This is a genomic window from Pseudofrankia coriaricola (assembly GCF_001854805.1).
Classification (GTDB): domain Bacteria; phylum Actinomycetota; class Actinomycetes; order Frankiales; family Frankiaceae; genus Pseudofrankia.
In genome coordinates this window covers 1-22,265 of the sequence record NZ_MBLO01000062.1, presented here as the reverse complement: position 1 = coordinate 22,265, position 22,265 = coordinate 1, and the positions used below count along the sequence as shown (strand labels likewise).

Sequence of the window (22,265 nt, the reverse complement as noted above, 5' to 3'; positions counted from 1 at the left end):
CCTCGATGACGTTCCTGCCGAGGGACACAAGCCCAATGGCGGGGCGCCCAGTGCCCCTCAACGAGCGAGCTGCAAGATCGCTGTGGGTGTGAAATGGGTGCGGAAGCGCGAGCAGGAGCCGTCACGTACCGACACCGGGCGTCAGGGGCGGACCGTGAAAACCGTTGCGGCTATTGACACCGCAGCACCAGCCGGTCCACCCCGACACCGAAAGACAGTAACTCTCCGTGACTCTTAATTTGAGGGTTCAAGATTCGAGTCCCGGACGGCGCGCCATGATTCACACAGTCTGGCGGGCGGTCGCGGCCGGCGGCGCTTGGGTGAGGACGGCCTCGCGATCCTCGGCAGGCAGCTGGGCGCCAGTCGAGCCAACGCCTGTGCCTATCCAGAGCCGGACCTGGGCCAGGACGGGAGTCAGAGGAGAGCGGCCCGAGAGAGCGCCCTCAAGATCGACGTGGATGAGGGGTGGATGAGGTCGGGCGGCCTCGGTGCGGGACGGTGAGCGACCGCTAACCGCCCCTCAGCGAATGTGCACGCCAGATATGGCGCGAGCGATCACCAGGCGCTGGATTTCGCTCGTGCCCTCGAAGATGGTGTAGCTCTAGATGAGGACGCCGTCGATCACGTTCGGTGGTGATCTATGGCGTGTGGTTCCAGCCTGTCTGACCTGGCGTTTCTGCAGCTCAGAGGCCGAAGTCTTCGTCGGACGGTCCGTCGGTCAGCCCGAGGTCGGTCACGGATGGTGTCCGGTGAGGGCCGTCGATGTCCGGTGGTTTCCGGGTGTCTGTGGACTCGGCGTGGACACGATCATGGTGTTCGGGATCGCCTTCAGGTGCTGGGGCCGGGTCGTCCGGTCGGCTGTCAGCTTCCCTCTCTGCGGCGAAGGAGGCGTCGATGAGGCCGAGCGCACGCTTCTCCTCGCCGACGATGCACTTGGCGTAGACGGTGAGAAGGATGCGGACGCTGTGTCCGGCCCATTCGGCGACCTGGGTGGGTGGTACGCCGGCGTTCAGCCAGCGTGACACCGCGGCGCGGCGGAGGTCGTAGGGGCGTCGCGCGAGAGGCGAAGCGACCTTGGCTGGAGTCAGCGCCTTGTTCCGAGCTGCGCGCCAGACGGCCGGGTAACGGCTCGTCTCGACGGCGTCTTCCGTCTGCGAGCGGAAGATCCCCAGCGTAGCGGCTGCGGCAGACATTGGCCTAGAGTCAAGCCAGATGATGCGAGGCCAAGCCTCCAGCCTGCGAGCCACCGACATCGCATGGACATCGCCGAGACCACGCTGTCGTGCCTCGGACCCGGCCATACACACCGCCATGCCAGTAGCCGCAGGCAACCACTCAGGTAACCAAAAGCGCGGATTTTCTCGCCACACCAGTGCATACTGTTACTGGATCTTATGCGATCGAGCATCGCGCACACGGGCGGCTGCCGCACATCGCCCTCTGGACAGTCGCGGGCCAAGGAGATGACAGGAAGGACGCCAGTCGCCGGAGGTCTCAGCCGACAGGCCGAACCGCGGTAGAAACTGATCGAAGGACTGCCCGCGACGGGCTCTAAGATATATAAATCGCCAGACCAAGGGTGCGACATGACCCGCCGCAACGTCACCGCCGTTCTCCAGTTTCCCGGATCCGACTCCATACCGCCGACCCGCATGGACGTTCCCGAACTCGGCAGCGGGGACAATTCCGCCGCCTACCTTCTCGGCGAATACCGGCGGACGGTGGCCTTCCACTCGCCCGATATCGGGTTGATCGGGATAAGCTTTTTTCGGGTTACAGACCGCTGCGAGATTTGGGCTGTATTCCTGTTCGAACACAGCGACGAGCCGTCGAGCACCTTAATCTACCACGTGCAGTCGACCGTCAGGAAGTTGACCGAGTCCGGAGATCTCCCGCCTGCCACGCGACTTGTCGATCTCTCATTGGGCGACACCGCGCCAAGGATTCCACGGAGCGACCTGGCCGTCTTCGCCCCGCGGAAGGGTAAATTTCCGGCCGCTCTGTGGTGCGACTCGTTCCTCTACTACTTCGGACGTCATGCGCGGACTGATAGCGAGTGGAAGAGCTACGTCCAGCAGATCGGCTTACCGTTTAATCGGATAGTCTGGCGCAAGGCGACCAAAGTATCGGACTCTACGCTGGAGTATTCGCACACCCACGTCACGTGGCGCGCGTCAAATGGCGACAAACTTCTTTCACTCACGAACCCGCCGGCCCGGATGGTCCAGGGATTGAGGCGCCACGGTAATTGTCTAATCGTGTCGAGCAGAAGCCAGCGACCGGTCTCCCGCGAGATCGAGGCCTGGCTGCGGACGATGGCTAGGGACGACCAAGTCGCGGGCGGCAGTGTTCGAGCCATCGAGAGCTCGGCGCCACCTGACGTGCGGACATTGGATGGCTGCTCGTTCATTGCCTCGACCGGGTTCGACGACACGCTCCGGCGGCGCATACTCGTCGACAGCAACATACTAGTTGACCTGGATCGGTGGTTTTATCGAAACCAACTTCCAGAAGGCGACCGGATGCGACTCCAGAAAATTCTTCTGGCAATTGCGGGGGACGACATAATTCCCGGACTGGCGATTTACGAGACGTGCTCGCAGCGTCTCGGTGGCCCCAGGGACCTGGAGGGGGCCCTTCGACTTGGGCATGCGTCACGGGTCGTAGCGTCCTGGGCACCAGATCAGATCCTCGAAGAGTTCACCAACCCAACGCCGGCCGAGGCGAGGCACCCTCTGCAAAGACCGGAACAGGACTCGGATGATCCTCTCGACGAATCGTCAACATCATCCTTCTATGAGCTGATGCAAGCACCCGTCTACGCTGCTCTGATCAAGATTCAACTCCTTCTTCTCCGGGGATTCTCTGGCCCAGATGACCGCGTCTCCAGGTTCCAGAAGTTCATCGACTGGATGGATAGCGAACTGGACATCGTCGAGCCGCTCACCACGAAGATCGCCCTGAATGCTTTCTTTGGATCGTCTGACGATCCAAACTATGTCCAGCGTCTCCTGAAGCCTGGTAAGGGCGATATCGTCCACGCGACCTGGGGTGCAATGTGGGACTTGTCATTCCTCCGATTTCTCGCCATCGGCGGGACAGGCGACCCGACCCTGAATAACAACCTTGCTCTGGTAACCTGTGATCGCGCGCTTATTCCCCTACATCAGACCTGCGGGCAGCTATCCCAAGTAGACCCCGGATACATAATAAAGATCGACATAAGTCCGAGATGGGATCCGATTCGTGGTAGGGTCGAAGGAATTCTTTCTAGCCTCCAAGAACGTAGGTATCGTAGGAACCAGTCGTCCCTTGACATCGGCGAGCGACTGGTCCGGGCCGCGACTATCGCGTTCCGTCTCGAGCAAGAGTTGGGCGCCTCGGTTAGAGCGCCCTAAACTCGCGTGAAAAGATCTTCCCTCTGCGTGCTCGCGCTCCTTGGTGGTCCGGTCCCGTGGTGACGGACGTCAACCGGAAATCAGCGAATGTGCAGGCCAGAGATGGCGCGAACGATCGCGAGGCGCTGGATTTCGCTCGTGCCCCCGAGGATGTGTAACTCTAGAAGAGGTTGCGGTCGATCACGATCAGTGGCGATCTGCGGCGTATCCTGCCGGCCTGCCTGACCTGCTGTTTCTGCAGATTAGAGGCCGAAGTCGTCGTCGAGCGGTCCGTCGGCCGACCCGAGGTCGGTCACGGACGGTGTCCGGTTGGGGCCGTCGATGTCCGGTGGTTTCCGGGTGTCTGTGGACTCCGTGTGGACACGATCATGGTGTTCGGGTTCGGGGCCAGGGGCTGGGTCCGGGCTGTCCGGGGTTCGGCGGTTTGCTGTTCGGCGGCGAAGGAGGCGTCGATGAGGCCGAGCGCGCGCTTCTCCTCGCCGACGATGCACTTGGCGTAGACGGTGAGAAGGATGCGGACGCTGTGTCCGGCCCATTCGGCGACCTGGGTGGGTGGTACGCCGGCGTTCAGCCAGCGTGACACCGCCGCGTGGCGGAGATCGTAGGGGCGTCGCGCGAGCGGCGAGGCGACCTCGGCTGGTGTCAGTGCCTTGTTCCGGGCTGCGCGCCAGACGGTCAGGTAGCGGCTCGTCTTGACCGCTCCGCCCGTGTAGGAGCGGAAGATCCGGCCGTCTGGCGTGGTCCCGAACCGCTCGATGTGGCGGCGTAGCAGTGCGACGAGGTCGGGGTGGAGGGGGACCGGGCGGACTTCACCCTTCTCGCGGTGTTTCAGTTCGCGGGCTTGCCTGGGCTGGTCGGGTTCGTCGGACCAGAGCGGGGAGACCTCCGGGTTGTTGCCCTCCAGCGCGACCTCGCCCCAGCCTGTCTCGGGCAGCGTCAGCTGGTCGATGGTGAGTTCCTGCGTCTCGCCCGGCCTGGTCGCCGCGTAGTAGATGCAGGCGTAGAAGGCCTCCAGCTCCGGGGCCCTCTCGGCGACCGCGGCGAGGAGTCGTAGCGCACGGCCGTGGTCGACGACGGCCCGGCGGTCGACGACGACGACCTTGCGGGGCGGTGTCCACTGCGCACCGGGCAGCGGGTTGGCCTCGAGGTCGCCGTGGGTGATGGCGAACGTGATGACCTGGCTGAAGAACATGCGGCGCCAGGTGATGGTGTTCGCCGCGGCCGGTTTTCCGTCGAGGCGGTGTGACAGCGTGACGAGCGCGGCGCGGGTGACGGCGACGTCGGCGAGGTCGCTGATCGGCCGGCTGTGTTGCTCCATCCAGGCGAGTACCTCGGCCCAGCCTTCGGGCGGTTCGTTCTCGACGCGGCGGCCGTCTGGGCCGAGGATGGTGCGGCTCCCGGTGCGGAATACCCAGCCGGCCAGCGCCTCGCGCACCAGGCCCGCGAGGCGGGCCGGCGGTGGTTCATCGAACAGGGCTGGGGTGACGGAGCCGAGGGCTTCCGAGAGGGAACGGCGGGTGCCTGGTGCCTGATGTTCGGCCCATTTGGCGTCGACGAAGTCGCGGGCGACGGCGAGCCAGGTGCGTTCGGGCGCCGGGTCGGGTGCCGGCTGGGGGAGTGCGCGCCACTCGGAGAGCGGGAGACCGGTCTCGACGTCGAACGCCTCACCCTTGCGCACCGCGGTGAGGATCTCGGCGCGACGGGACTCGGCTGCGGTCTTCGACGCGAAGTTGCGGGTGTTGGGCCGCGGCCGGCCGGCGACCTGCCATCTGACCTGCCAACTCGAACCGTTCTTGAGGCGGATCTCCTTGACGGACCAGACACGGACGTCGAAGGTGATGCGCCGTTCCTCCCCGTCGGGTGGGATGGCGCCGCCGGCCTGAGCGCGGCTCATCGTGCGCCCGGGTCGCGTGTGAGGCCGTCGAGCCAGGTGTTCAGGTCGTCGCGGGCGACCCGAATCTGGCCGTTCGGCAGCTTGATGACCTTTGGGCCAGTGCCTTTGGTCTGCCAGTCGTGCCAGGTCGAGCGCGGCAGCGGCCCGTCGGGTCCGCCGAGCTCGGCGAGGACTTGGTCAAGGGTCAGCAGAATCCGCTGATCGGTTCGGGTCGGCTGCTTGGTTGGCTGGATCGGCTTCGTCAGCCGGCGGCCACCGCCGGCGCTCGGACTGATTGTGCCCATAACGCTGCACGGTCCGAATCACGGTCACCGCCAACGACATCGCCAGAAGCATCGTGTTCCGAATTGGCCATTTTTCTGAACCGTCGGTATTGCGGGCCAGCCCGCCTTCGCGGTAGCCCGACCTATCGCCGACTCTGAAAACGGACGTTGCGTGTACCGGCCATTCCACCAGCCTTCGCACCGTGCGCTTCTTCGCCGTGCGTCGAGACCAACGCGGGCAACCGCCCGGCCCCGGGTCGGGCGCCGGTGACCGCGCGATGCCCGTCGCGATGCTCGGGGGGATGCCTTGGTCGGTCGCGATGGTGTCCGCGATGCCTCCGCGGATGTCCTCCGGGATGTCGGGTAGCGCGGACGCTTGAGGGCTGACCTGGTGCGAGCCCGCGGGCACACCTGCACCGCCTGACTCGACCACTTGGCCTGGGGGGAGGGAGAACGTCGGCCAACCGGCGCGTCGAACGCTGGGCAACGACGACATCGACCGTGTCAGGCCAAGGCCCTGGGCGAGGTGCCGGGAGATCACGAGACCTCTGATTTGAGCGGAGCCTTCAATAGATCTGGGTGATGTTCATTTGAGAAGATCGACATCCACCTGCCAGCGATAATGCTCCAGTCGTGGCGGGGAGCCGTTCGCGAATCCACGTCCCGTCCATGACGCGAGCGCCTGCGGTGGATCAATACCGTAGGGCCCTTGTCGGCTCCTACACGTGGACGCCGAAGTCGCGGGCGATGCCGGCCAGGCCGTCGGCGTAGCCCTGGCCGATGGCTCGGATGCGCCAGCCGCCGTTGCGGCGGTACACCTCGGCGAGCAGGATGGCTCGTTCCACTCCGAGTCGGTGCAGGGGGAAGCTGACCGGCCCGGCGATGTCCAGGGATTCGCTGCTGCCCGCGCACCGGTCGGCCCGCAGGCGCAGGCCGTCGACGCTACTGAAGTCGCCCTGGTCGATGCTTGCGGCGATGACGACCCGGGTGACGGACGCGGGTAGGGCCGCGAGGTCGATCGTGATCTGCTCGTGGACCTCGTCGCCGAGGCCGATGGTCTGTTCGCCGTGGTGGATGACGGTGCGATCCGGGGTGACGCGTTGGTTGTAGAAGACGAAGTCGGCGTCGGAGCGGATCTTGCCGGTGTCCGCGAGCAGCAGCGCGGAGGCGTCCACGTCGAACTTGCCGGCGGGGTCACGCCAACTGACGACGACGGTCCACACGCCGACGGCGATGGGCGTGTTCTGTCCGGCGACGAGGGACCGCGCCGCGGGTAGCGGAGCAGGCGGGAGATCGACCTCTGCCTCGTTCGTCTCGATCTCCGGCTCGGGGAGGTCCGCGGCCTTCGGCTGGCTGGAGGCGAGTAGTTTGCGGCAGCGGGCAAGGCGCTTGGTCAGCTTCTCCCGCGTCGAGTCCGACGTGATCGGCTTGGCCAGGACAGCGGTGAGGGCCTGAGCTGCTTCGTCCCACTCCCCGTCCTTGACCAGCCGGATGGTGAGCCGGTCGACCGCCTTGACCGACGGGTACCCGGTGCGCATCGCGTCGCGCAGGATGTCGACGGCCCGGGTGTGCGAGCCTGTGCGTTCCTCGGTCAGTCCGGTCTCGCTCAGGAACCAGCCGAGACTCTCCTGATCACCAAGGCGCGTAAGCAGCCCAAGGAGTTCGACGCGGTAGCGGGCCCCGTCTGCGGCAGGCATGCCACCCCATCGGTCCCGGCCGTCGGCGACAGACACCAACCAATGCAGATACTCCGGCCTCAGCGCCGAGGGGAGGCGTTCGGTCAGCGCGAGCAGGCTGTCGACGGAGATGCTGTAGGTGACGTACTCCAAATAGGCGTCCCAGACTCCACGATGCTCCGGACTAGCGGCGAGTGCTCGATCGAAGGCCGCGAGGGTGTCGTCCCGACGACCCTTCTGGTAACGGCGGACCTGGGCCAGGCCAAACCAGGCCTCGACCTCGTCGGGGTGGTGACCCGCCGCCAGAGCCTCGGCCGCGTCCGCGAACATCGCCTCCAAGACGGCCTTGGTCTCCGGACTGCGGTCGTACTCGTCCTCAGCTCGCGCATGGCGACGCCGAGCACGGTCGAGCAGTTCCGGCCCGGCCGACGGATCCACCGACCCGCCCCGAGCCACCTGATCGACCGCGTTCGGACTCAAGGATGCCGAGACGCGAGCACGATCCAACAACCCCACGATCGCCCCCGAAGCACTCGCGACCCGCCTGTCTACGACAGGTCCGGCTAAGACTGCGCGATCATGCCACGACTGGCGCAACGCCCAGCCGCAGTCCCTAGAAGTTCGCCGCGAGTTGGGCGTCCGCTGGCGTCGCATAGGGGGATGTCTGCTCTTCGAAAGACTCGACGACAAGCGCCTACTCAGCGCATCCGCTGATTATCACTTTCGGCCGGTGCAGTGAGTTCTCTCATGCCCGGACCCCAGACGACAAGCGGCGGGCTCAACCTGTGACACTCAATCAGGAACTCGGCCAACCGCGACTGCGTAGGCACCGCATGCCAACATTCGTTGCGGTCGCAAAGCGCTCAATTTGTACTCGGAAGTCTCTTCGGACCAGGCTGTCGATCTTCGAAGTGTTGTCGCCGTGCCAAAGAGACGATCGCCCCGATGGCCTCTCCCCTGGCTGCGGCAAGCCTGCGCCTCAGCCGGGTCAGAACCTTCAGATCCGTAGACCTCGGTGGCCAGTCCGCCGACATCCGGTCCCGTTGCGGTACAACCGCCGTACGGCATTTCGCCTGCGGGCAGTGACGGAGCATCGGCCATACCGATCGGGGGAGGGTCATGAGGGCATCGGCGCATGATCTACAGACGTTCAGAAGCGCCCGCCGATGCTGGCCGTGGGCTCGACTTCATCCGCCGCGCTCCACCGCCGTCAGCGGCCTTGCATGTCTGGCCGCTGCCTTGGCTGCCGGCCACGCCTATGTTGGCCCCTGCCTGGCCCGCCTCGGACTCGGCTGGCCCCCTCCACAACGCGCCGACGGCTGGGGTGCCGATGGCTGGGGTTAGGTGGACCGACCAACGCAGGCGGGACCGATCGTAGGGCCTTGTCGCCAGTCCCGGCCGACGGCTTTCACCGACTGACCGTCTACGTGGTCTACCTTCCGATTGCAAGATAAGCCTGTTACGTTCGGTGACTCCACCGCTGTACGTTGGTCCTGGTGGCAGCCCTGCCCGCGTCCACCACCGTCCGCCCCGGTCCGCCGGCGTCCCAGGCTTCGCCGTACGGGCGGCTGCACCACCGGCCACGTCTGTTGGAGTGGCTCTGTCGCCACTCGACGCCGACGAGCCTCAGGTGATTTCAGAGCGTATGGGATGATCGGTGGATGGGGAACCAATCATCTAGCGGTACCTCGCCATGGCTGACCTCGGCGGCAGTTGTTGCGTCATGCGCGCTTCTATTTACCGTCGCGTCTTTCTGGTGGCTCAATGCGCGACGGGGACGTATTCGGACCTTCGAGCCACATACCTTCGCCCTCGCGGTCACTCCAAATCTTGTACGCCTACGACTTCCCCTTGTCCTGTACAACAATGGAGCTATCCCAATAGTCATTCAAAACTTTCGTGTCCGCTTCTTGGAGTGGCCAAAGGTGGCGCCACTCTACTGGGTCGGGACGCAGTCAAATATTCGACCGAAGAGCGATGAAAGTCACGACTTCCCGGCTGTCTTCGCCGTGGCAGGGCGAACGGCCTGGCAGCTCTTCGCCGAGTTTGGGACGCCCTCGCTGGGATTCCCGTTTGAGGCTCGAGAATATCGTATGGCGATCGAAGTAAAATTTGGTCACAAGGAGAAGTGGGCGACGATGCTTAGATTCTCACTTCGAGCGGGAAAGGTTGTTGAGCGGACGAGTTACATCACCTATGACAACGCTCCAACTGACAACGTGAACGGAGGGAACGAGGCGCCAAGGGCCGCTATCAATTCGCGTACCGCCCACCGTCCCTGACCCGCGCTCGCAGGGATCGGGTTGGCCGCGTGGACATTACTTTTTCGACCACCACCGCTCGTACCGAGTACCAGCGTTAGAATCTCTGTTGCTCTTCGAACGATTACACGATCGACAGAGAATCTGAAGATTTGTCACATCATTCAATCCGCCCTTGCTTAGCGGCACGATATGATCGATCTCGGGCGTGTCCCTAGGGCTTATATCCCTGTCAACTCGTTGCCCGCAGCGGACACAGGCGCCTCGATCTCTGTAGTAAACGGCATGGTATGCCCAGGCTGGAATGTCCTTCCGGAGCAATACCCCATTCGATCGAAATAGAGACCTGTACTCCTCCTCTAGGTCATCGACATAGAGGTCATCAAGGTGCATCGCGACGAGGCGATTGAACCCCGCCAATGCTTCCCGGTTCAAGAACAAGATGAAGAATATTTCATCGCACAGTGGCCCAGAAAGCTCCTCAAGGGTTCCCATAAGCTTCAGTTCTGCAAAGTATTCCTCGTAGGCATTCGCCTCCGCCTTCCAACTTCGGAACCTCCCTCTCGGGTCGTAGTCGTTGGGAAACGTTAGCCAACTGCATTCAAGGAACGGCTGATAGTCGATCTCGAACGTCTCGCATGCCGCTTCGATCGGATAACACATATTCTGCGGTTCGTCGTCGTAATCGTCGCCACCGGGCCGGAACGTCAAAGTATGCCAACTGTCGAAGGTGTCTTCGATCGCAAGCTGGATGACAGGATATATCGCCGGCTCTCGACGATTGTAAGGTTGAATGAATTGGAGAACTCCACCGTCAAGCCATAGGTCTTCAAGGTTGTGGAGATATGCAAATGGGTGAAGGACCCATGCGGAGACGGTCGAAGCAATTGCGTATGTCTCGAAATACCGATGCTCGAAAAACCATGGGTCAAGCTGTGGCATCGATTTTGTCCACCTTCGCCCGCGTTGTGCAAGGTCTGCCGTATCGTACGGTCGCGCGTGGGTCTGATGCGCCATGCGCCGCGCCGGCGAGCACGGCGCGGCAGCGTCGCGCGCAGCCGTCGCGCGGCGCGACCATCGCTGACGGCGCTTGATCTCAGAACGAGATTTTCGGCAACATGCGGACCTCGACAGCGGGCCTCGACAGTTCGTCCTGCCGTTGTGACCGCTCCGTGCGGCCCGCGGCGGGCTGCGCGGCCGCTGTACGCGGCGTACGCGATCGTCAGGGTCTGCGGCCTGCGGCGGGTAGCACGGCGGTCTGCCGCGATATTGGCGCGACCAGGCCCTGGCCCGCCGTGGCTCGGCCGGCGGCGGCGGTGGTGCTCCTGGAAACCGGTGGCGTAGCCACCGGTTCCATCTGTGCCGGACGGGAGGGCGGTGTTTCGGGCTGCGGGGATGGCTCGCTCCGCGATCTCACCTTCCGTTACTCACTGTTACCAAAGCTCGACGTGGGATGGCTGGCGGTTGAGGTGATGTCGAACAGGAGTTGAGCCACGAGGTATCCAAAGAGGCCATGTTCGAGTGCAAAAGTACTGGCGGCGTGGGCGGATTCGAAAGTGACGTAGACGGCGGGGTCGGGTCGGCCGGGGCCGGGGAGGTGGACAACGGCGAACAGCTGGTTGGCCGTGCCGGTTTCGAGGTGCTCGGTGGCGGGGCTGTCAGCGAGGTAGCGGAGGCTCCACCAGTCGGTTAGGCCGGCGGGTAGGCGCAGCGACGGGTTCGGGCCTGCGATTCGAGGTGGCGGAACAGCGGTCTCGGGGTGGTGTGCATCGGCTGTGCGCGGTTGGTCACCGAGCAGGATGCGGAGCAAGTGGTCGTCGGGCCGGCTGAGGGCGCGGGAGAGACAGGGCTCCGGCAAAGTTGCTGGTTAGCAACTTAGCTTCTTGATCGTTTCGAGTGGTCGTTCTGGTCGGCGGGCGTGGTGGCGTAGGGCCTGGGCGATGTTGGTCGTACCGGTCAGGCGCAGGATCGTCATCGCGAGGTTGCGGAGGCTGGCCATGATCTGGGGTGCGTTTCCGGTGCGGGCGCGGTGGTGGTCCTCGTCGTAGGTGACGTCGCGGACCCAGTGGAGCTGGTTCTCGACGGTCCAGTGGCCGCGGGCGAGTTCGGCGAGCAGGGTCGGGCTGGCCTGGTGCGTGGGCAGGCTGGTGACCGCGTAGACGGTCTCGGTCTGTGCGTCACCGCCGGTCAGGGGCCGGCGGTGACGGGTGATCTGGACGGCCTGGACGGCGTGCGGGAAGCCGATCCCGGCGCGGACCTCGGTGGCCTTGGCGATCCGGCGCTCGGCGCGGCCGTGACCGCGGTCTTTGGTGCGAGCTGTGGTGCGGACCTGGGCCCAGGGCAGGTCGGTGAGCTGGGCGTGCAGTGTCGGCTGGTTCGCCTTGACGATGAAGAAGTAGTGGGCGTCGTGCTCGACGAGCCAGTCGGCGGTGTCGTGCTGAGTGTGCAGCGCGTCGGCGGTGACCACCGCGCCGGTCAGGTCGAGGCCGGTCAGCAGGGTTTTCAGGGCCGGGATCTCGTTGCTCTTCGCGTCGACGGCGCACTGGCCGAGCACCGCGCCGTGGCGTTGGTCGAACGCGGCGAGCAGATGGCGACCGGCGGTGCCGCCGGCCCGCGATCCGCGCAGAGTCTTCCCGTCGACCGCGACGCGGCGCCGCTCGCCCTGCCCGGGCGCGGTCACCGCGGCGGCCCAGGCGCCCAGGACCTGGTCGAGGGCGTCGGCGTCGAGCCGCGCGAAGACGCGGCGAAACGTCGACTCGTCCGGGACCCGGACGGCCCCGAGCAGGCCTGCGACCACGTCGCCCGCGTCCGCCGCCCACTCGGCGACCGCCGTGAACGAGCGGGCTCCGGCAAGCGCCGCGCACGTCGCCAACGTCAGCAGCACCGGCAGCCGATACCGCCGCCCCCGCCGTTTCCGCGGGTCGGCCACCCGCTCGAACACCGCCAGTAGATCGGTCGGCGCCACCGGGCCATCGCCGGGTACAGCGGCAGCCAGCTGATCGAGAGCAGGAGCAGGCGACGATAATGGTGCGGCGGGCATGGCACCTCGGGAACATCACGGACGGCGTAGGAACCTCCATGATCAGCCAGGGGTCATGCCCGCCCGTTTTCTGGCCCGCCCGCCACCAGCAACCCGCCACCCGGACCCACCGGAAGCCCTCAGCACGTCCTACCCGCCGCTACCAAGCAAACTTGCCGGGGCCCTGGCGGGAGAGAGCGGCGAGGGTGGTGTCGCGGGCGCGGCGCCCGGTGCCGCGTTGCAGGACGCGGATCGTGCTCACGGAGACGCCGGAGCGGGCGGAGAGGCGCTGCTGGGCGATCCGGCAGTCGGCCATGCGGTGGTTCAGCGCTTCGGCGACCGCGACCCAGTTCTCGCCATGGGTGCCGCCGATGGGTGTATCCGGTGCGGCCAGTGAGTTTCTGCTGGTCTTGGGCGCTGTCGTGGTCATGCCGCAGCCGCCACGGGCCAGATATCGACGGGGCGCTGGTTGGCGAGCCAGGCGGGGATCTGCTCGGTGTCCATGAGCTCCCAGACGACGCGGAGTTGGACCCCGCCAGGCGTCACGACAGACACCAGGTGCGGTAGAGCGATCTCGCCGGTCCGCCACGAGCACTGCGGTCGCTGCCCGGAGACGATCACCGGCAGTGGGCCAGTCGCCGACGTCTCGCGCTGCTCGGCGAGAAGCAGGCCGACCGCGAGCGCGAGCCTGCTGCGGGCGGGCGAGGTCAGCCGCGGGCAGATCACCAACGTCCGTGTCCCGGCGGTCCTGGCCAGAGCGCGGGCGGTTGTCTCTGGTGGGAACGGATGCGAGGGCACGAACGCCAAGCCGCTGCCGTCAGGTTCCGGCCCGAGGACACAGCTGTGTAGAACTCCTGGCTGGGAAGGGATCGGGTGGGTGGTCGGGTTGACGGCGATCAGCCCGCCTGCCCCGCCGTCGATGTCGATCATCATGTGCATGGTGGCGACCTCCCGCCTGGGTACCGGGCCAGCGTTCGGCGGCCCGCTCCGGGTTCGCCGCCACGATCACCGCGAGCGCTCGACCGTCGCCAGTGACTCCTCGGCGACGTCTCCTGCCCGGCGGATGCCGTACCGCCGTGCGGACGTGGCCGTGGCCGCCTAGCGCCGTCTCAAGGTCGTCGTGAGTGCCGTTTTGGGGTCGTCTCAGGGCCGTCTTGGGGACATCTCGCCGCGCTGTGTCGTGGTGCCGTGACAGATAGCCTCGCTGTCCGGATCATGTGGGATGTCCGGTCCCGCCGATCCGAGGGAGGCGCGGCATGCCCCCGACCCCGCGTACCCTGCTCGCCCGGCTGCTGCACGAACGGCACTGGACGGTGGACCAGTTCGTCCGTGAGTTCAACCGCGCCGGCCGCCGTGCTGGAGCGGACGACCGCGACCATGCGATCAGCCGCCGGCAGGCGACCCGCTGGGTCGCCGGACGGCTCCCGTCCCTGCCGCACCCGGTGTCCCAGCGCGTCCTGGAGACGATGTTCGGCTTTGACGCCGTGCTGCTGCTCGCGCCACCCGACGGGCCGCTTGCGGTCACGACACCGGGTGACGAGGGACAGGCGCCGTTGGCTATCCCTGAGGAGATGAGTCCGTCGCGCCGCCGAGACCTGTTGTCCCTGGGCGTTGTCGTGCCCGCCAGTTCGCTCGTGGCCGTCGACCCTGTCGACCGGGCCGCCCGCATTTCACGCGCGATCGCCGCGTCAACGCCCGACCCGCTGACGCTCGCCCAGCTCCAGCAAGGCATCCACCAGCTCACGACGCTCTTTTCGGTCACCCCACACGCCGACCTGGTCGCCCCGATCGAACGAGCCTGGGAAGACGCTGAAACGCTCCTGGACAGCCGCGTCACCGGCCCCGCGCGCCTCGATCTCGAACTGGCTGCAGGTCAGTTCGCGTTTTACCGCGGACGGCTCGCGTTCGATATGGACGACAAGCGTGCCGCGCTGACCTTCCTTGTTCTCGCGGGCCAGCACGCCGAGACCGCCGGCGACTCGTTGCTCGCCGGCTCGGTCGCCACGATGCGCTCTTCCTTGGCGTTCTTTTCCGGGGAGTTCACCACAGCGGCGAACATCGCGCGCCGGGCCCAGCCGGGCGCCCATCCTTACATCGCCCCGGTGCTCGCCTTCGCCCTGGCCCGGGCACTCGCCCTGACCGGCGACGCCGACGGTGCCCTGGACGCGATGCGCACCATGCACGACAACATCTGGTCAGGTCCGCCCCAGCCCGGCCTCGAACCAGGCGACGAAGAAGCCTACGAGGCGCACAGCGCCGTGACACTCAGCTATCTCGATCGCGGTGACGTCGCCGAACACCACGCCCGCAATTCGCTTGACCTGCTTGCCCAGAGCGGCCGTCACGTTCAGCTCACCGGAACGCATCTCGCCCTGGCCCGCGCGTTCCTGCGCCGCCCGAACCCCGATCCAGAGCAGGCCGCCAGCGCCGTCGCGGACGCGCTGCACACCGCTGCCGGCAACAACCACGGACGCACGGAAACCCGCGCCGCCGCGATCTACCACCGCCTCGCGGCAAACTCCAAGTGGGCCAGCCTCGACGCAGTCCGAGACCTGGCCGCCAAGCTCCCGGCTCACCGCGCGCTCCCCTCGGCCTCCGAGGTCTGACGGCGGATTGATCGGTGTCCACGCCCAGCCAAGATCTGCGGCCCACCGTGGGGCGCAGTGTGGAAGTAAGCCAGACGGCGCCGGCCACGATCGGCGTCCCCGACACAGGCTCGGATCACCAGCGGCGGCCGGTCGAGGTGGTCGGCTCCGCAGATGACGCTTTTCAGTGTGCGCTGCCGAAACAGCCAAGCCCAGCCGCCGGTGCTTCCGCCCGGCCGGACGTTCTCGGCACGTCAAGGACTGCCACCGGGGACTCGCTGTTCGGACAGCGGATGCGAGAGCTACGGACCGCCCGGGGCTTGTCGCTGCGCGCGCTGGCGGGGCACGCATTGTCGAGCAAGAGCCAGCTCCACGCGTTCGAGACCGGTCGGGAGCGGCCGACGGTCGAGACGGCGCGGCATATCGACGACGCGCTTGAGGCTGGCGGCACCCTGCTGGCGCTGGCGGCCACCACCGGTCGCGGTGAGGGCCGGCCAGGCACCGCCGGATTGGAGTTCACCGCAAGCTGGCCGCGGGCTACAGAGTTGGCGGTCGACCTCTGGCGTCGCGACGCGTCCCGTCAGACGGGGATCCGCAGATCCGGGTTTGACGCCGCTGCGTTCACCACGCCGGTCCTACGGTGGCTGACCGCCTCCTTCGATCACCGACCAGTCGGCGACGGAGACCGGCCGGTGGAGACCTCCGACGTGGAGGTCCTTCGGCGATCGGCCGAGATGTTCCGTGATCTTGACAACCAGTTCGGGGGCGGCGGTGTCCGCGAGCGGATCGTGCGTTTCCTTGATGCCGAGGTTGCTCCGCTTCTACTTCGGGGTCGCTTCGACGGACTGGTCGGGGCGGCGCTGTTGTCGGCGGTGGCCGAGCTGAGCCGGCTGGCGGGGTGGACGTCCTATGACGTCGGATTGCACGGACTTGGCCAGCGCTATCTGATCCAGGCACTGCGGCTCGCTCTGGCCGCAGGTGACGTTCCATTGGGCGCCGAGATCATCGCCGCGATGAGCCATCAGGCCGCGTACCTGGGTGCGGTGGACGTGGCGGTGGACCTGGCACGAGCGGCCGGGAAGGCGGCCGCGGATGCGGGGTTCGCCGCACTGAGGGCAGAGGCCGCGGTGCTGGAAGCGCACAGCCTTGCGCTCCGCGGCGACGAACAGGCGTGTACCGACGCTCTTGACCGTGCCGAGCACGAACTGGACCGAGCGGACCGGGCCAGAGACCCGCAGTGGATCGGCTACTTCGACGAGGCGTATCTGTCGGCCAAGTTCGGCCAGTGCTTTGCCTCGTTGGGGCGGGGTGACCTGGCCGCGCGTTTCGCCACACGGTCGTTGGAGATGGACGGGCGGTTCGTACGGGGCCGGCAGTTCAACCTGGCTCTGCTTGCGCGGGCCTTCACACAGACGGGTGAGATCGAGCAGGCGGCTACGATCGCGGCGGAGGCGATGTCGGTGGCCGAGGGCCTGCGGTCCGCTCGCGTCGAGGACCGCCTTCGTTATCTTTCGGACCAGCTTCGACCCCATGCGGAATTCGCTGCAGTCGGCGACTTCGTGGACCGTTTCGACGTGCGTTCAGGAGCAAGGCTTGGTTAGAAATGGTTCAGCCGTGGGCGGCGCAGTTGTCGCAGAGGGTCTTGATCCAGGCACGTTCACGGAGTTCGCCTGGACTGCCGCAGGCCTCACAGGTTCTGGCTGACTCCTGCTCCGCGGCGTGAACGAGCGCCCTCGCCGCGTCGTCCTCCGCCTTGTAGCGTGCCGCCTGATCGGGGTCGGGCCAGTCGGTGTTCCCCATGCTCAGGTGACGCAGCATGCCGGTGTAGAGCTGGATGCGCAGGGTGCCGTACTTCTCCTTGACCTGCTGGACGCTGTAGGTCGGGCTGACGGCCAGCAACTGCTCGTGCAGGCGTCTCAATAACGGATGCCACCCGTGGCCGACAAAGTCGAGGTGATCGGGAATCTGCTCTGGCACGCTTAGAACTCGCCGCCCGCCTTGGCCAGCAGCGTCGCGAGGATTCCGGCGACGGAGCCCGCGCCGACGATCTCGCCGCGCAGCATGCGGTCCTTCGCCTCGGCGAGCGGTACCCAGCCGATCTTCGCGGTCTCGTTGATATCGGGCGCCGCGCCGGTCGGGTCGGCGCCGCGACCGAGGAAGACGAGATTGTCCTGGTCGATGGTGCCGACGGCGGGCTGGAACGAGACCAGCTGCTGCATCGTCCGAGGGCGCCAGCCGGTTTCCTCCTCGACCTCGCGGGCGGCGCAGTCGGCTGGGTCCTCGTCGGGGTCGAGGTAGCCACCAGGCAGCTCCCAGACCCACTTGCCCAGGATGAAGCGGTGTCGCCACATCATGAGCACCCGTTCGTCGTCGTCGAGCACGACGACGACCGCAGCGCGCGGCAGCCGCAGTACGTACTGCTCGAAACGCACCCCGTCGGGGAGCTCCACGTCGGCGATGCTCAGCACCGCCCGGCGGGTGTCGTCAACCACCCGTTCGCCATGGATGGTCCACTCGCTTGCCCGCCGGATCTCGGTGGTCATGGTCCGAGCGTAGTTCGCTCCGGCGGTCCGCTTCTCCGGTTCGGCTGTCCGGCGAGGAGCCGGTTGTCCGGTCGTACTCGGCGCCAAGGTCCGGACGCTTCCGGACAGCGATCACCTTCCCGGACACCTCCCGTAACAGGCACGCTGCGCAGCGATGGCGCCGACATGACCACTAGGAGCGCCATCCCGACCCACAGAGGTGATCACATGGCAAGGCAAGCGGACGACGTCGCGGTCCTCGACCGGGAACTCGGTGAGGACGTGTTCGACCTGGACGTCACGTTGGTCGAGATGACGGACGCGGCGGGGCTGGTGAACGTGACCGACGACAACTGCACGAGCACCTGCGGCGCCTGCATCACGAACTCGGCCTGAGCCCGACACCCCGTCCCGTCGAGCAGGTGACCTCGGAGGTCCTGGTGAGCTCGCGCGCTCCTGACCCGCAATTTCGGGCGGCTGGCACCGGGCTGCTGCGTGCTGCCGCCGTTGCCTGCCCAGACGGCCTGCCGTGGCCGGACCTCACGGACCCGAGGCCGTCCACGGCCAAGGCCTGGATCGGCTGGCTGCGGGCCGTGTGGACGAACGAGGATCTTGCCGACGCAGTGGAGCATGCAAGCCCGGCGCTCGCTCGACAGGTCCGCGCGCTGTGCGCAGCCGATGCGCCGGACGTCCAGGACATCCGAGACGTCCGGCGCGCGATCCTCGCCGTCGCCCGGTACCTTCGGCGCCTCGCGGGCCGAGCCACTCCGTTCGGCCTGCTGGCCGGCGTCGCCATGGTGTCGTTTGGCGCTCGACCGTCCTACCAGTGCGGCGGCGAGCACCGACCGGTTGCCGCGGCCTCGGCGGAGTGGCTCGCTCGCGTGGTCGACGCGCTGGTGGACGATTCCGACCTGCTCGCCGGCGTGACGGTGGTGGCGAACTCGACAGTGCTGGTGCGTGGCGAGCGCCTTGTCGTGCCCTACCAACCGTGGCCGCGATCCAGCGGGCTGGGCGCGGCGGAGATCTCGCTACGCCACACGGCGGCAGTCCGGGCCGCCATCGACGCCGCGTGCGTCCCGCTCCCGTTGGTCGTGCTTGAGGACAGGCTGCGGGGGACTTTCACCGACGCGGCGCCGGCGACGGTGGCCGCGTTCGTGCGCGATCTGGTCCGACGCGGCGTACTGGTCCCGTCTCTGCATGCCCCCAGCACGGAAACCGACGCGCTCGGCCACCTCCTTGCCGAAATGGACTCCGCGGCGGCGCGGGTAACCGGCACGCCCGGAGGACAGCGCGTCGCCGAACGCGTCGACTCGCTACGGGAAGTGCACGACCTGATCCGGCGGCACAACCAGGTATCCGTCGACGAAGGGCGCGCGATGCGCCCCGGGGTGGCTGACCGGATGCGCGAACTGGCCGCTGTCGAACGCCACCCATTGGCCCTTGACCTGCGGCTGGACACGGCGGTCATGCTTCCTGGCCGGGCCGCCCAGGATGTCGAGCTGGCGGCCGGGCTGTTGACCCGGCTGGCCCGCTTCCCGGTCGGCGCGCCCGCCTGGCGGGCCTATCACCAACGCTTCTACGAGCGGTACGGCATCGGTTCGCTACCAGGGGTGCTCGACGTAGTCAGCGACAGCGGCATCGGCTGGCCGGATGGGTACCCCGGCACGACCAGCGCGGAGCGGCCATCGCAGCTGTCGAGCCGCGATGAGGTCCTGCTGGCGCTGGCGCAACGCGCCGCGCTCGACGCCGCCGACGAGGTCGTGGTGGACGACGAGCTCATCGAAAGCCTGACGCTCGGTGCCGCGCCGCTGCGGCCGCCGCCACACCTGGAGATCGGCACTCGGCTGCGGGCGCGTGACCTGGGCGCGCTTGGCCGGGGCGACTACCTGGTGGAGATCGTGAACGTGTCGCGCGGCGCCGGCACTCTCACCGGCCGGTTCCTCCAGATCCTCGCGCCACAGGACGCCGCACGCCTGGCTGGCTGTCTCGACGACGTGCCGACCAGCGATCAGGGGACGGTCGCCGCGCAGCTGTCCTTCCCGCCGCTGGATCTGGCGACCGCGCACGTGACCCGTGCGCCGCGGGTCAGGCCGTTGGTGATCAGCCTCGCGGAGGGCCGGTCCGGTGGCGAGGACGTGCTGACGCCAGCGGACCTGGCTGTGGGGTGCGACGGCCGCCGGATGTATCTAGCCGCACCGGCGCGCGGCGTCCGGGTCGAGGCCGCGACCTTGCACGCGCTGAACCTGCGGACGCACACGCCGCCGCTGGCCCGCTTCCTCGCCGAGCTGAGCCGAGCACAGTCCGCGCAGGTGACCACCTTCGACTGGGGCGCTGCCCGGCACCTGCCGTTCCTGCCTCGGCTGCGTCATGGGCGGATCATTCTCGCCCCGGCGTGCTGGCGGATCCAAGGACGCGAACTGCCGGGCAGGACCGAATTATTCGCGGCGTGGGACGAGGCCTGGCAGAAGCTGCGCACACGCCGACGGGTGCCACGCCTCGTCCACCTCGCCGACGGCGACCGGCAACTCCTACTCGACCTCGACCACCCGGGCCACCGGGTGCTCCTGCGCGACCACGTCGACCACGCGGGGATGGCCCTGCTGGCGGAGGCTCCGAGCCGTGACGAGCTGGGCTGGTGCGACGGAACCCCGCACGAGATCGTCGTCCCCGTCACGACCGCGACGCCAGCGCCCTGGCCGCCGCTGCCAACGCCAACCACCGCCAGGGTCACCGGACGAGGACACCACCAGACGCCAGGCACGTCGTCGGTACTGCTTGCGTGCTTGTACGGCGACCTGCTCCGCCAGGACGCGATCCTGACCGAGCATCTGCCGGACCTGCTCACGCGGCTGGGCCAGCCACCCTGGTGGTTCATCCGCTACCGCGACCCGGACCATCATCTGCGGCTACGGATCGCCCTGCCCGACCCCGCCCACTTCGGCCCGACCGCCGCCACGGTGAGCGCCTGGGCGGACCAGCTCCGTGAACAGGGCCTCCTCTGCGACATCCGCTACCGCACCTCCTACCCGGAGACCGGCCGCTGGGGCTCCGGACAGGCCTGGGCCACCGCCGAGGAGGTCTTCCGTGCGGACTCGGCCGCCGTCCTCACCCAGCTCCGCCAGCCCAGCAGGCCCCACCGGCAGGCGCTGGTTGCCGTGCAGGCGGTCGCGATCGCTACCGCCTTCACCGGAAGCACTATCGCGGCGATGTCCTGGCTGCTCGACCGCATCCCGGCGCCCGCGCCAGCCAAAACGCCGCGACCGGTGTTCTCCGCCTCAGTATGTCTCGCCGACCCGGCCGACGGGTGGGCGCAGCTGCGCGCCGCCGGCGGCGGTCCGATCATTGATGGCTGGGCTGCCCGCGGCGAAGTCCTGACGGCCTACCGCAAGCATCTCGACGGGCCGGACTGCGACGGCATCGCGCCGGACGATGTCCTCACCTCCCTCCTACACGCGCATTTCGTGCGGGCTTGCGGCATCGACTTCGACGACGAGGCGATCGGCCTGTACCTCGCCCGCAGCGCCGCGCTGTCCTGGCGAGCCCGCACCACCGGCGCGGTCTAATGAGCCCGCGGACCGCGACGGCCGACTCTCGGACGGCGGGCCTGGCCGGTGCGATCGCCGACCGCCTCACAAACCCCGCGGAGATAGCGCCGTCGTTGACGGCGACGAACTGGTGGCGACAGTCGTTGGCCCACGGCGCCCCCGGCGTCGCGCTGCTCCACATCGAGCGCGCAGCCCTGGGACTCGCGCGCTGGCGGCCCGCCCACGACTGGATCACCTACCTCGCCGCACCAGCACTGACCACCGGACCAGACAGCCACCTGTTCTACGGCGCGCCCGCGCTCGCCCATGTCCTGGCCTGCGCCAACGCCCATCAGCCACAGTCCTACCGCCACGCCCTCGACGGCCTGGACCACGACATCGCCCGGCAGACGCGGTCACGGGTCGATGCCGCACACGCCCGACTCGACCGGAGCGATCTGCCCGCTCTGGCCGAGTTCGACCTCATCCGCGGGCTGACCGGGCTCGGCTCATACCTGCTACACCGCGACCCGGCCGGCACGGCGACACACGCCGTCCTCGAGTACCTGGTCCGTCTCAGCGAACCGATCAGCCATGACGGCGAGGCAGTGCCGGGCTGGTGGACGCTCACCGGGCCGGCCGGGCGGCCCAGCGACCGGTTCGACGGCGGGCACGCCAACCACTTTTCTGGAGTAAGCAAAGAGGACATTCCTCGGATATGTGGAGTGTTCGTCCGGGGAAGGGTGGCTGGTGTCGGCCGCTGCTGCTATCTGATGGTCGGGATCCCGAGGTCGGTCTGGGTTCCCGGGGAGTTGCGGATCGTCTTGTCGAGGCTGGTGAGTTTCTCTTTGGCTTTGGTGCGGCTGTAGTGGAGTCCTTCGACTTCGCCGAGCCAGCCGTTCATCTTGGCCTCGCTGATGCGGTCATCGAGGTTTCGAATGATTTCGACCAGCCGGGTTCGCTGGGCCGGTGAGACTCTCAGCATCGGGCAGCGCAGGCACGAGTGTTCGTGCTGGCAGCCTGTGCCGTAGGGTCGGCCGCAGTCGCCCAGTTCCAGCTTGCGGGCTTGGAAGTGTTGCTGGAACTCGCGCCATTCCTCCTCGGTTGGCTCACGGTACTCGGC

The 22,265-nt window shown here is 67.2% G+C and carries 16 protein-coding genes and 1 pseudogene; 6 read left to right on the top strand and 11 right to left on the bottom strand.

Annotation, left to right across the window (positions count from 1 at the left end; translation table 11 throughout):
- Positions 1 to 683: 683 nt before the first annotated feature.
- Positions 684 to 1,301: a site-specific integrase gene (locus BCD48_RS48920; RefSeq protein ID WP_241841654.1), complete on the bottom strand. Its 618-nt coding sequence runs from the start codon at positions 1,299 to 1,301 to the stop codon at positions 684 to 686.
- 285 nt (positions 1,302 to 1,586) lie between these two features.
- Here BCD48_RS48920 and BCD48_RS11490 point away from each other — a divergent pair, with 285 nt between their 5' ends.
- On the top strand, positions 1,587 to 3,398 hold the full coding sequence (locus tag BCD48_RS11490) for a hypothetical protein (protein WP_071048341.1): 1,812 nt from the start codon (positions 1,587 to 1,589) through the stop codon (positions 3,396 to 3,398).
- 292 nt (positions 3,399 to 3,690) lie between these two features.
- On the opposite strand, the gene BCD48_RS11485 is transcribed toward BCD48_RS11490, so the two are convergent.
- The 7 genes from BCD48_RS11485 to BCD48_RS11455 all read right to left on the bottom strand — a co-directional run bounded on the left by BCD48_RS11485 (position 3,691) and on the right by BCD48_RS11455 (position 13,450).
- Entirely contained in the window at positions 3,691 to 5,292 is a 1,602-nt protein-coding gene (locus BCD48_RS11485; protein WP_071048340.1) for a tyrosine-type recombinase/integrase, read from the bottom strand.
- A complete protein-coding gene (locus BCD48_RS11480; RefSeq protein WP_198543208.1) occupies positions 5,289 to 5,576 on the bottom strand; it encodes a helix-turn-helix transcriptional regulator in 288 nt (95 codons plus the stop codon). The genes BCD48_RS11485 and BCD48_RS11480 overlap by 4 nt, the downstream gene beginning before the upstream one ends.
- A gap of 698 nt (positions 5,577 to 6,274) precedes the next feature.
- Positions 6,275 to 7,669: a TerD family protein gene (locus BCD48_RS11475; protein ID WP_071048339.1), complete on the bottom strand. Its 1,395-nt coding sequence runs from the start codon at positions 7,667 to 7,669 to the stop codon at positions 6,275 to 6,277.
- A gap of 1,880 nt (positions 7,670 to 9,549) precedes the next feature.
- Positions 9,550 to 10,434 (bottom strand): HNH endonuclease, encoded by an 885-nt coding sequence (locus BCD48_RS45975; protein WP_157910474.1) that lies wholly within the window; start codon positions 10,432 to 10,434, stop codon positions 9,550 to 9,552.
- A 925-nt stretch (positions 10,435 to 11,359) separates the two neighbouring features.
- A complete protein-coding gene (locus BCD48_RS11465; RefSeq protein WP_198543207.1) occupies positions 11,360 to 12,457 on the bottom strand; it encodes an ISAs1 family transposase in 1,098 nt (365 codons plus the stop codon).
- A 214-nt stretch (positions 12,458 to 12,671) separates the two neighbouring features.
- A complete protein-coding gene (locus tag BCD48_RS11460) occupies positions 12,672 to 12,941 on the bottom strand; it encodes a helix-turn-helix domain-containing protein (RefSeq protein ID WP_071048337.1) in 270 nt (89 codons plus the stop codon).
- The gene (locus BCD48_RS11455) at positions 12,938 to 13,450 is read right to left on the bottom strand and encodes a hypothetical protein (protein ID WP_071048336.1); all 513 of its coding nucleotides are present in this window, start codon (positions 13,448 to 13,450) and stop codon (positions 12,938 to 12,940) included. Before BCD48_RS11455 ends, BCD48_RS11460 begins: the two co-directional genes overlap by 4 nt.
- Before the next feature lie 317 nt (positions 13,451 to 13,767).
- Between BCD48_RS11455 and BCD48_RS11450 the strand changes: the two genes are divergently transcribed.
- Together BCD48_RS11450 and BCD48_RS11445 are read left to right on the top strand one after the other, a co-directional pair.
- Positions 13,768 to 15,117 carry an NsdA family TPR-like regulatory protein gene (locus tag BCD48_RS11450; RefSeq protein ID WP_083418484.1) on the top strand — a complete coding sequence of 450 codons (1,350 nt, stop codon included), beginning with the start codon at positions 13,768 to 13,770 and terminating at the stop codon, positions 15,115 to 15,117.
- A 272-nt stretch (positions 15,118 to 15,389) separates the two neighbouring features.
- Positions 15,390 to 16,697, top strand: a complete 1,308-nt coding sequence (locus BCD48_RS11445; RefSeq protein ID WP_071048335.1) for a helix-turn-helix domain-containing protein — start codon at positions 15,390 to 15,392, stop codon at positions 16,695 to 16,697.
- A 7-nt stretch (positions 16,698 to 16,704) separates the two neighbouring features.
- On the opposite strand, the gene BCD48_RS11440 is transcribed toward BCD48_RS11445, so the two are convergent.
- A complete protein-coding gene (locus BCD48_RS11440) occupies positions 16,705 to 17,073 on the bottom strand; it encodes a hypothetical protein (protein ID WP_071048334.1) in 369 nt (122 codons plus the stop codon).
- A gap of 2 nt (positions 17,074 to 17,075) precedes the next feature.
- Positions 17,076 to 17,639, bottom strand: coding sequence for an NUDIX hydrolase (locus BCD48_RS11435; protein WP_071048333.1), 564 nt, complete (start codon positions 17,637 to 17,639; stop codon positions 17,076 to 17,078).
- 207 nt (positions 17,640 to 17,846) lie between these two features.
- Here BCD48_RS11435 and BCD48_RS45970 point away from each other — a divergent pair, with 207 nt between their 5' ends.
- From BCD48_RS45970 to BCD48_RS11425, 3 genes are read left to right on the top strand one after another with little or no spacing between them, the layout of a single operon-like run.
- On the top strand, positions 17,847 to 18,014 hold the full coding sequence (locus BCD48_RS45970) for an FxLD family lanthipeptide (RefSeq protein ID WP_083418483.1): 168 nt from the start codon (positions 17,847 to 17,849) through the stop codon (positions 18,012 to 18,014).
- A gap of 44 nt (positions 18,015 to 18,058) precedes the next feature.
- Positions 18,059 to 21,181, top strand: coding sequence for a lantibiotic dehydratase (locus BCD48_RS11430; protein ID WP_198543205.1), 3,123 nt, complete (start codon positions 18,059 to 18,061; stop codon positions 21,179 to 21,181).
- Positions 21,181 to 22,011: a lanthionine synthetase LanC family protein gene (locus BCD48_RS11425; RefSeq protein ID WP_071048332.1), complete on the top strand. Its 831-nt coding sequence runs from the start codon at positions 21,181 to 21,183 to the stop codon at positions 22,009 to 22,011. Before BCD48_RS11430 ends, BCD48_RS11425 begins: the two co-directional genes overlap by 1 nt.
- Here the strand turns inward: BCD48_RS11425 and BCD48_RS52905 are convergent.
- Positions 21,909 to 22,265 (bottom strand): annotated as a pseudogene (locus tag BCD48_RS52905) (site-specific integrase); the annotation flags it as partial. The gene BCD48_RS11425 and the pseudogene BCD48_RS52905 sit on opposite strands and share 103 nt — an antisense overlap.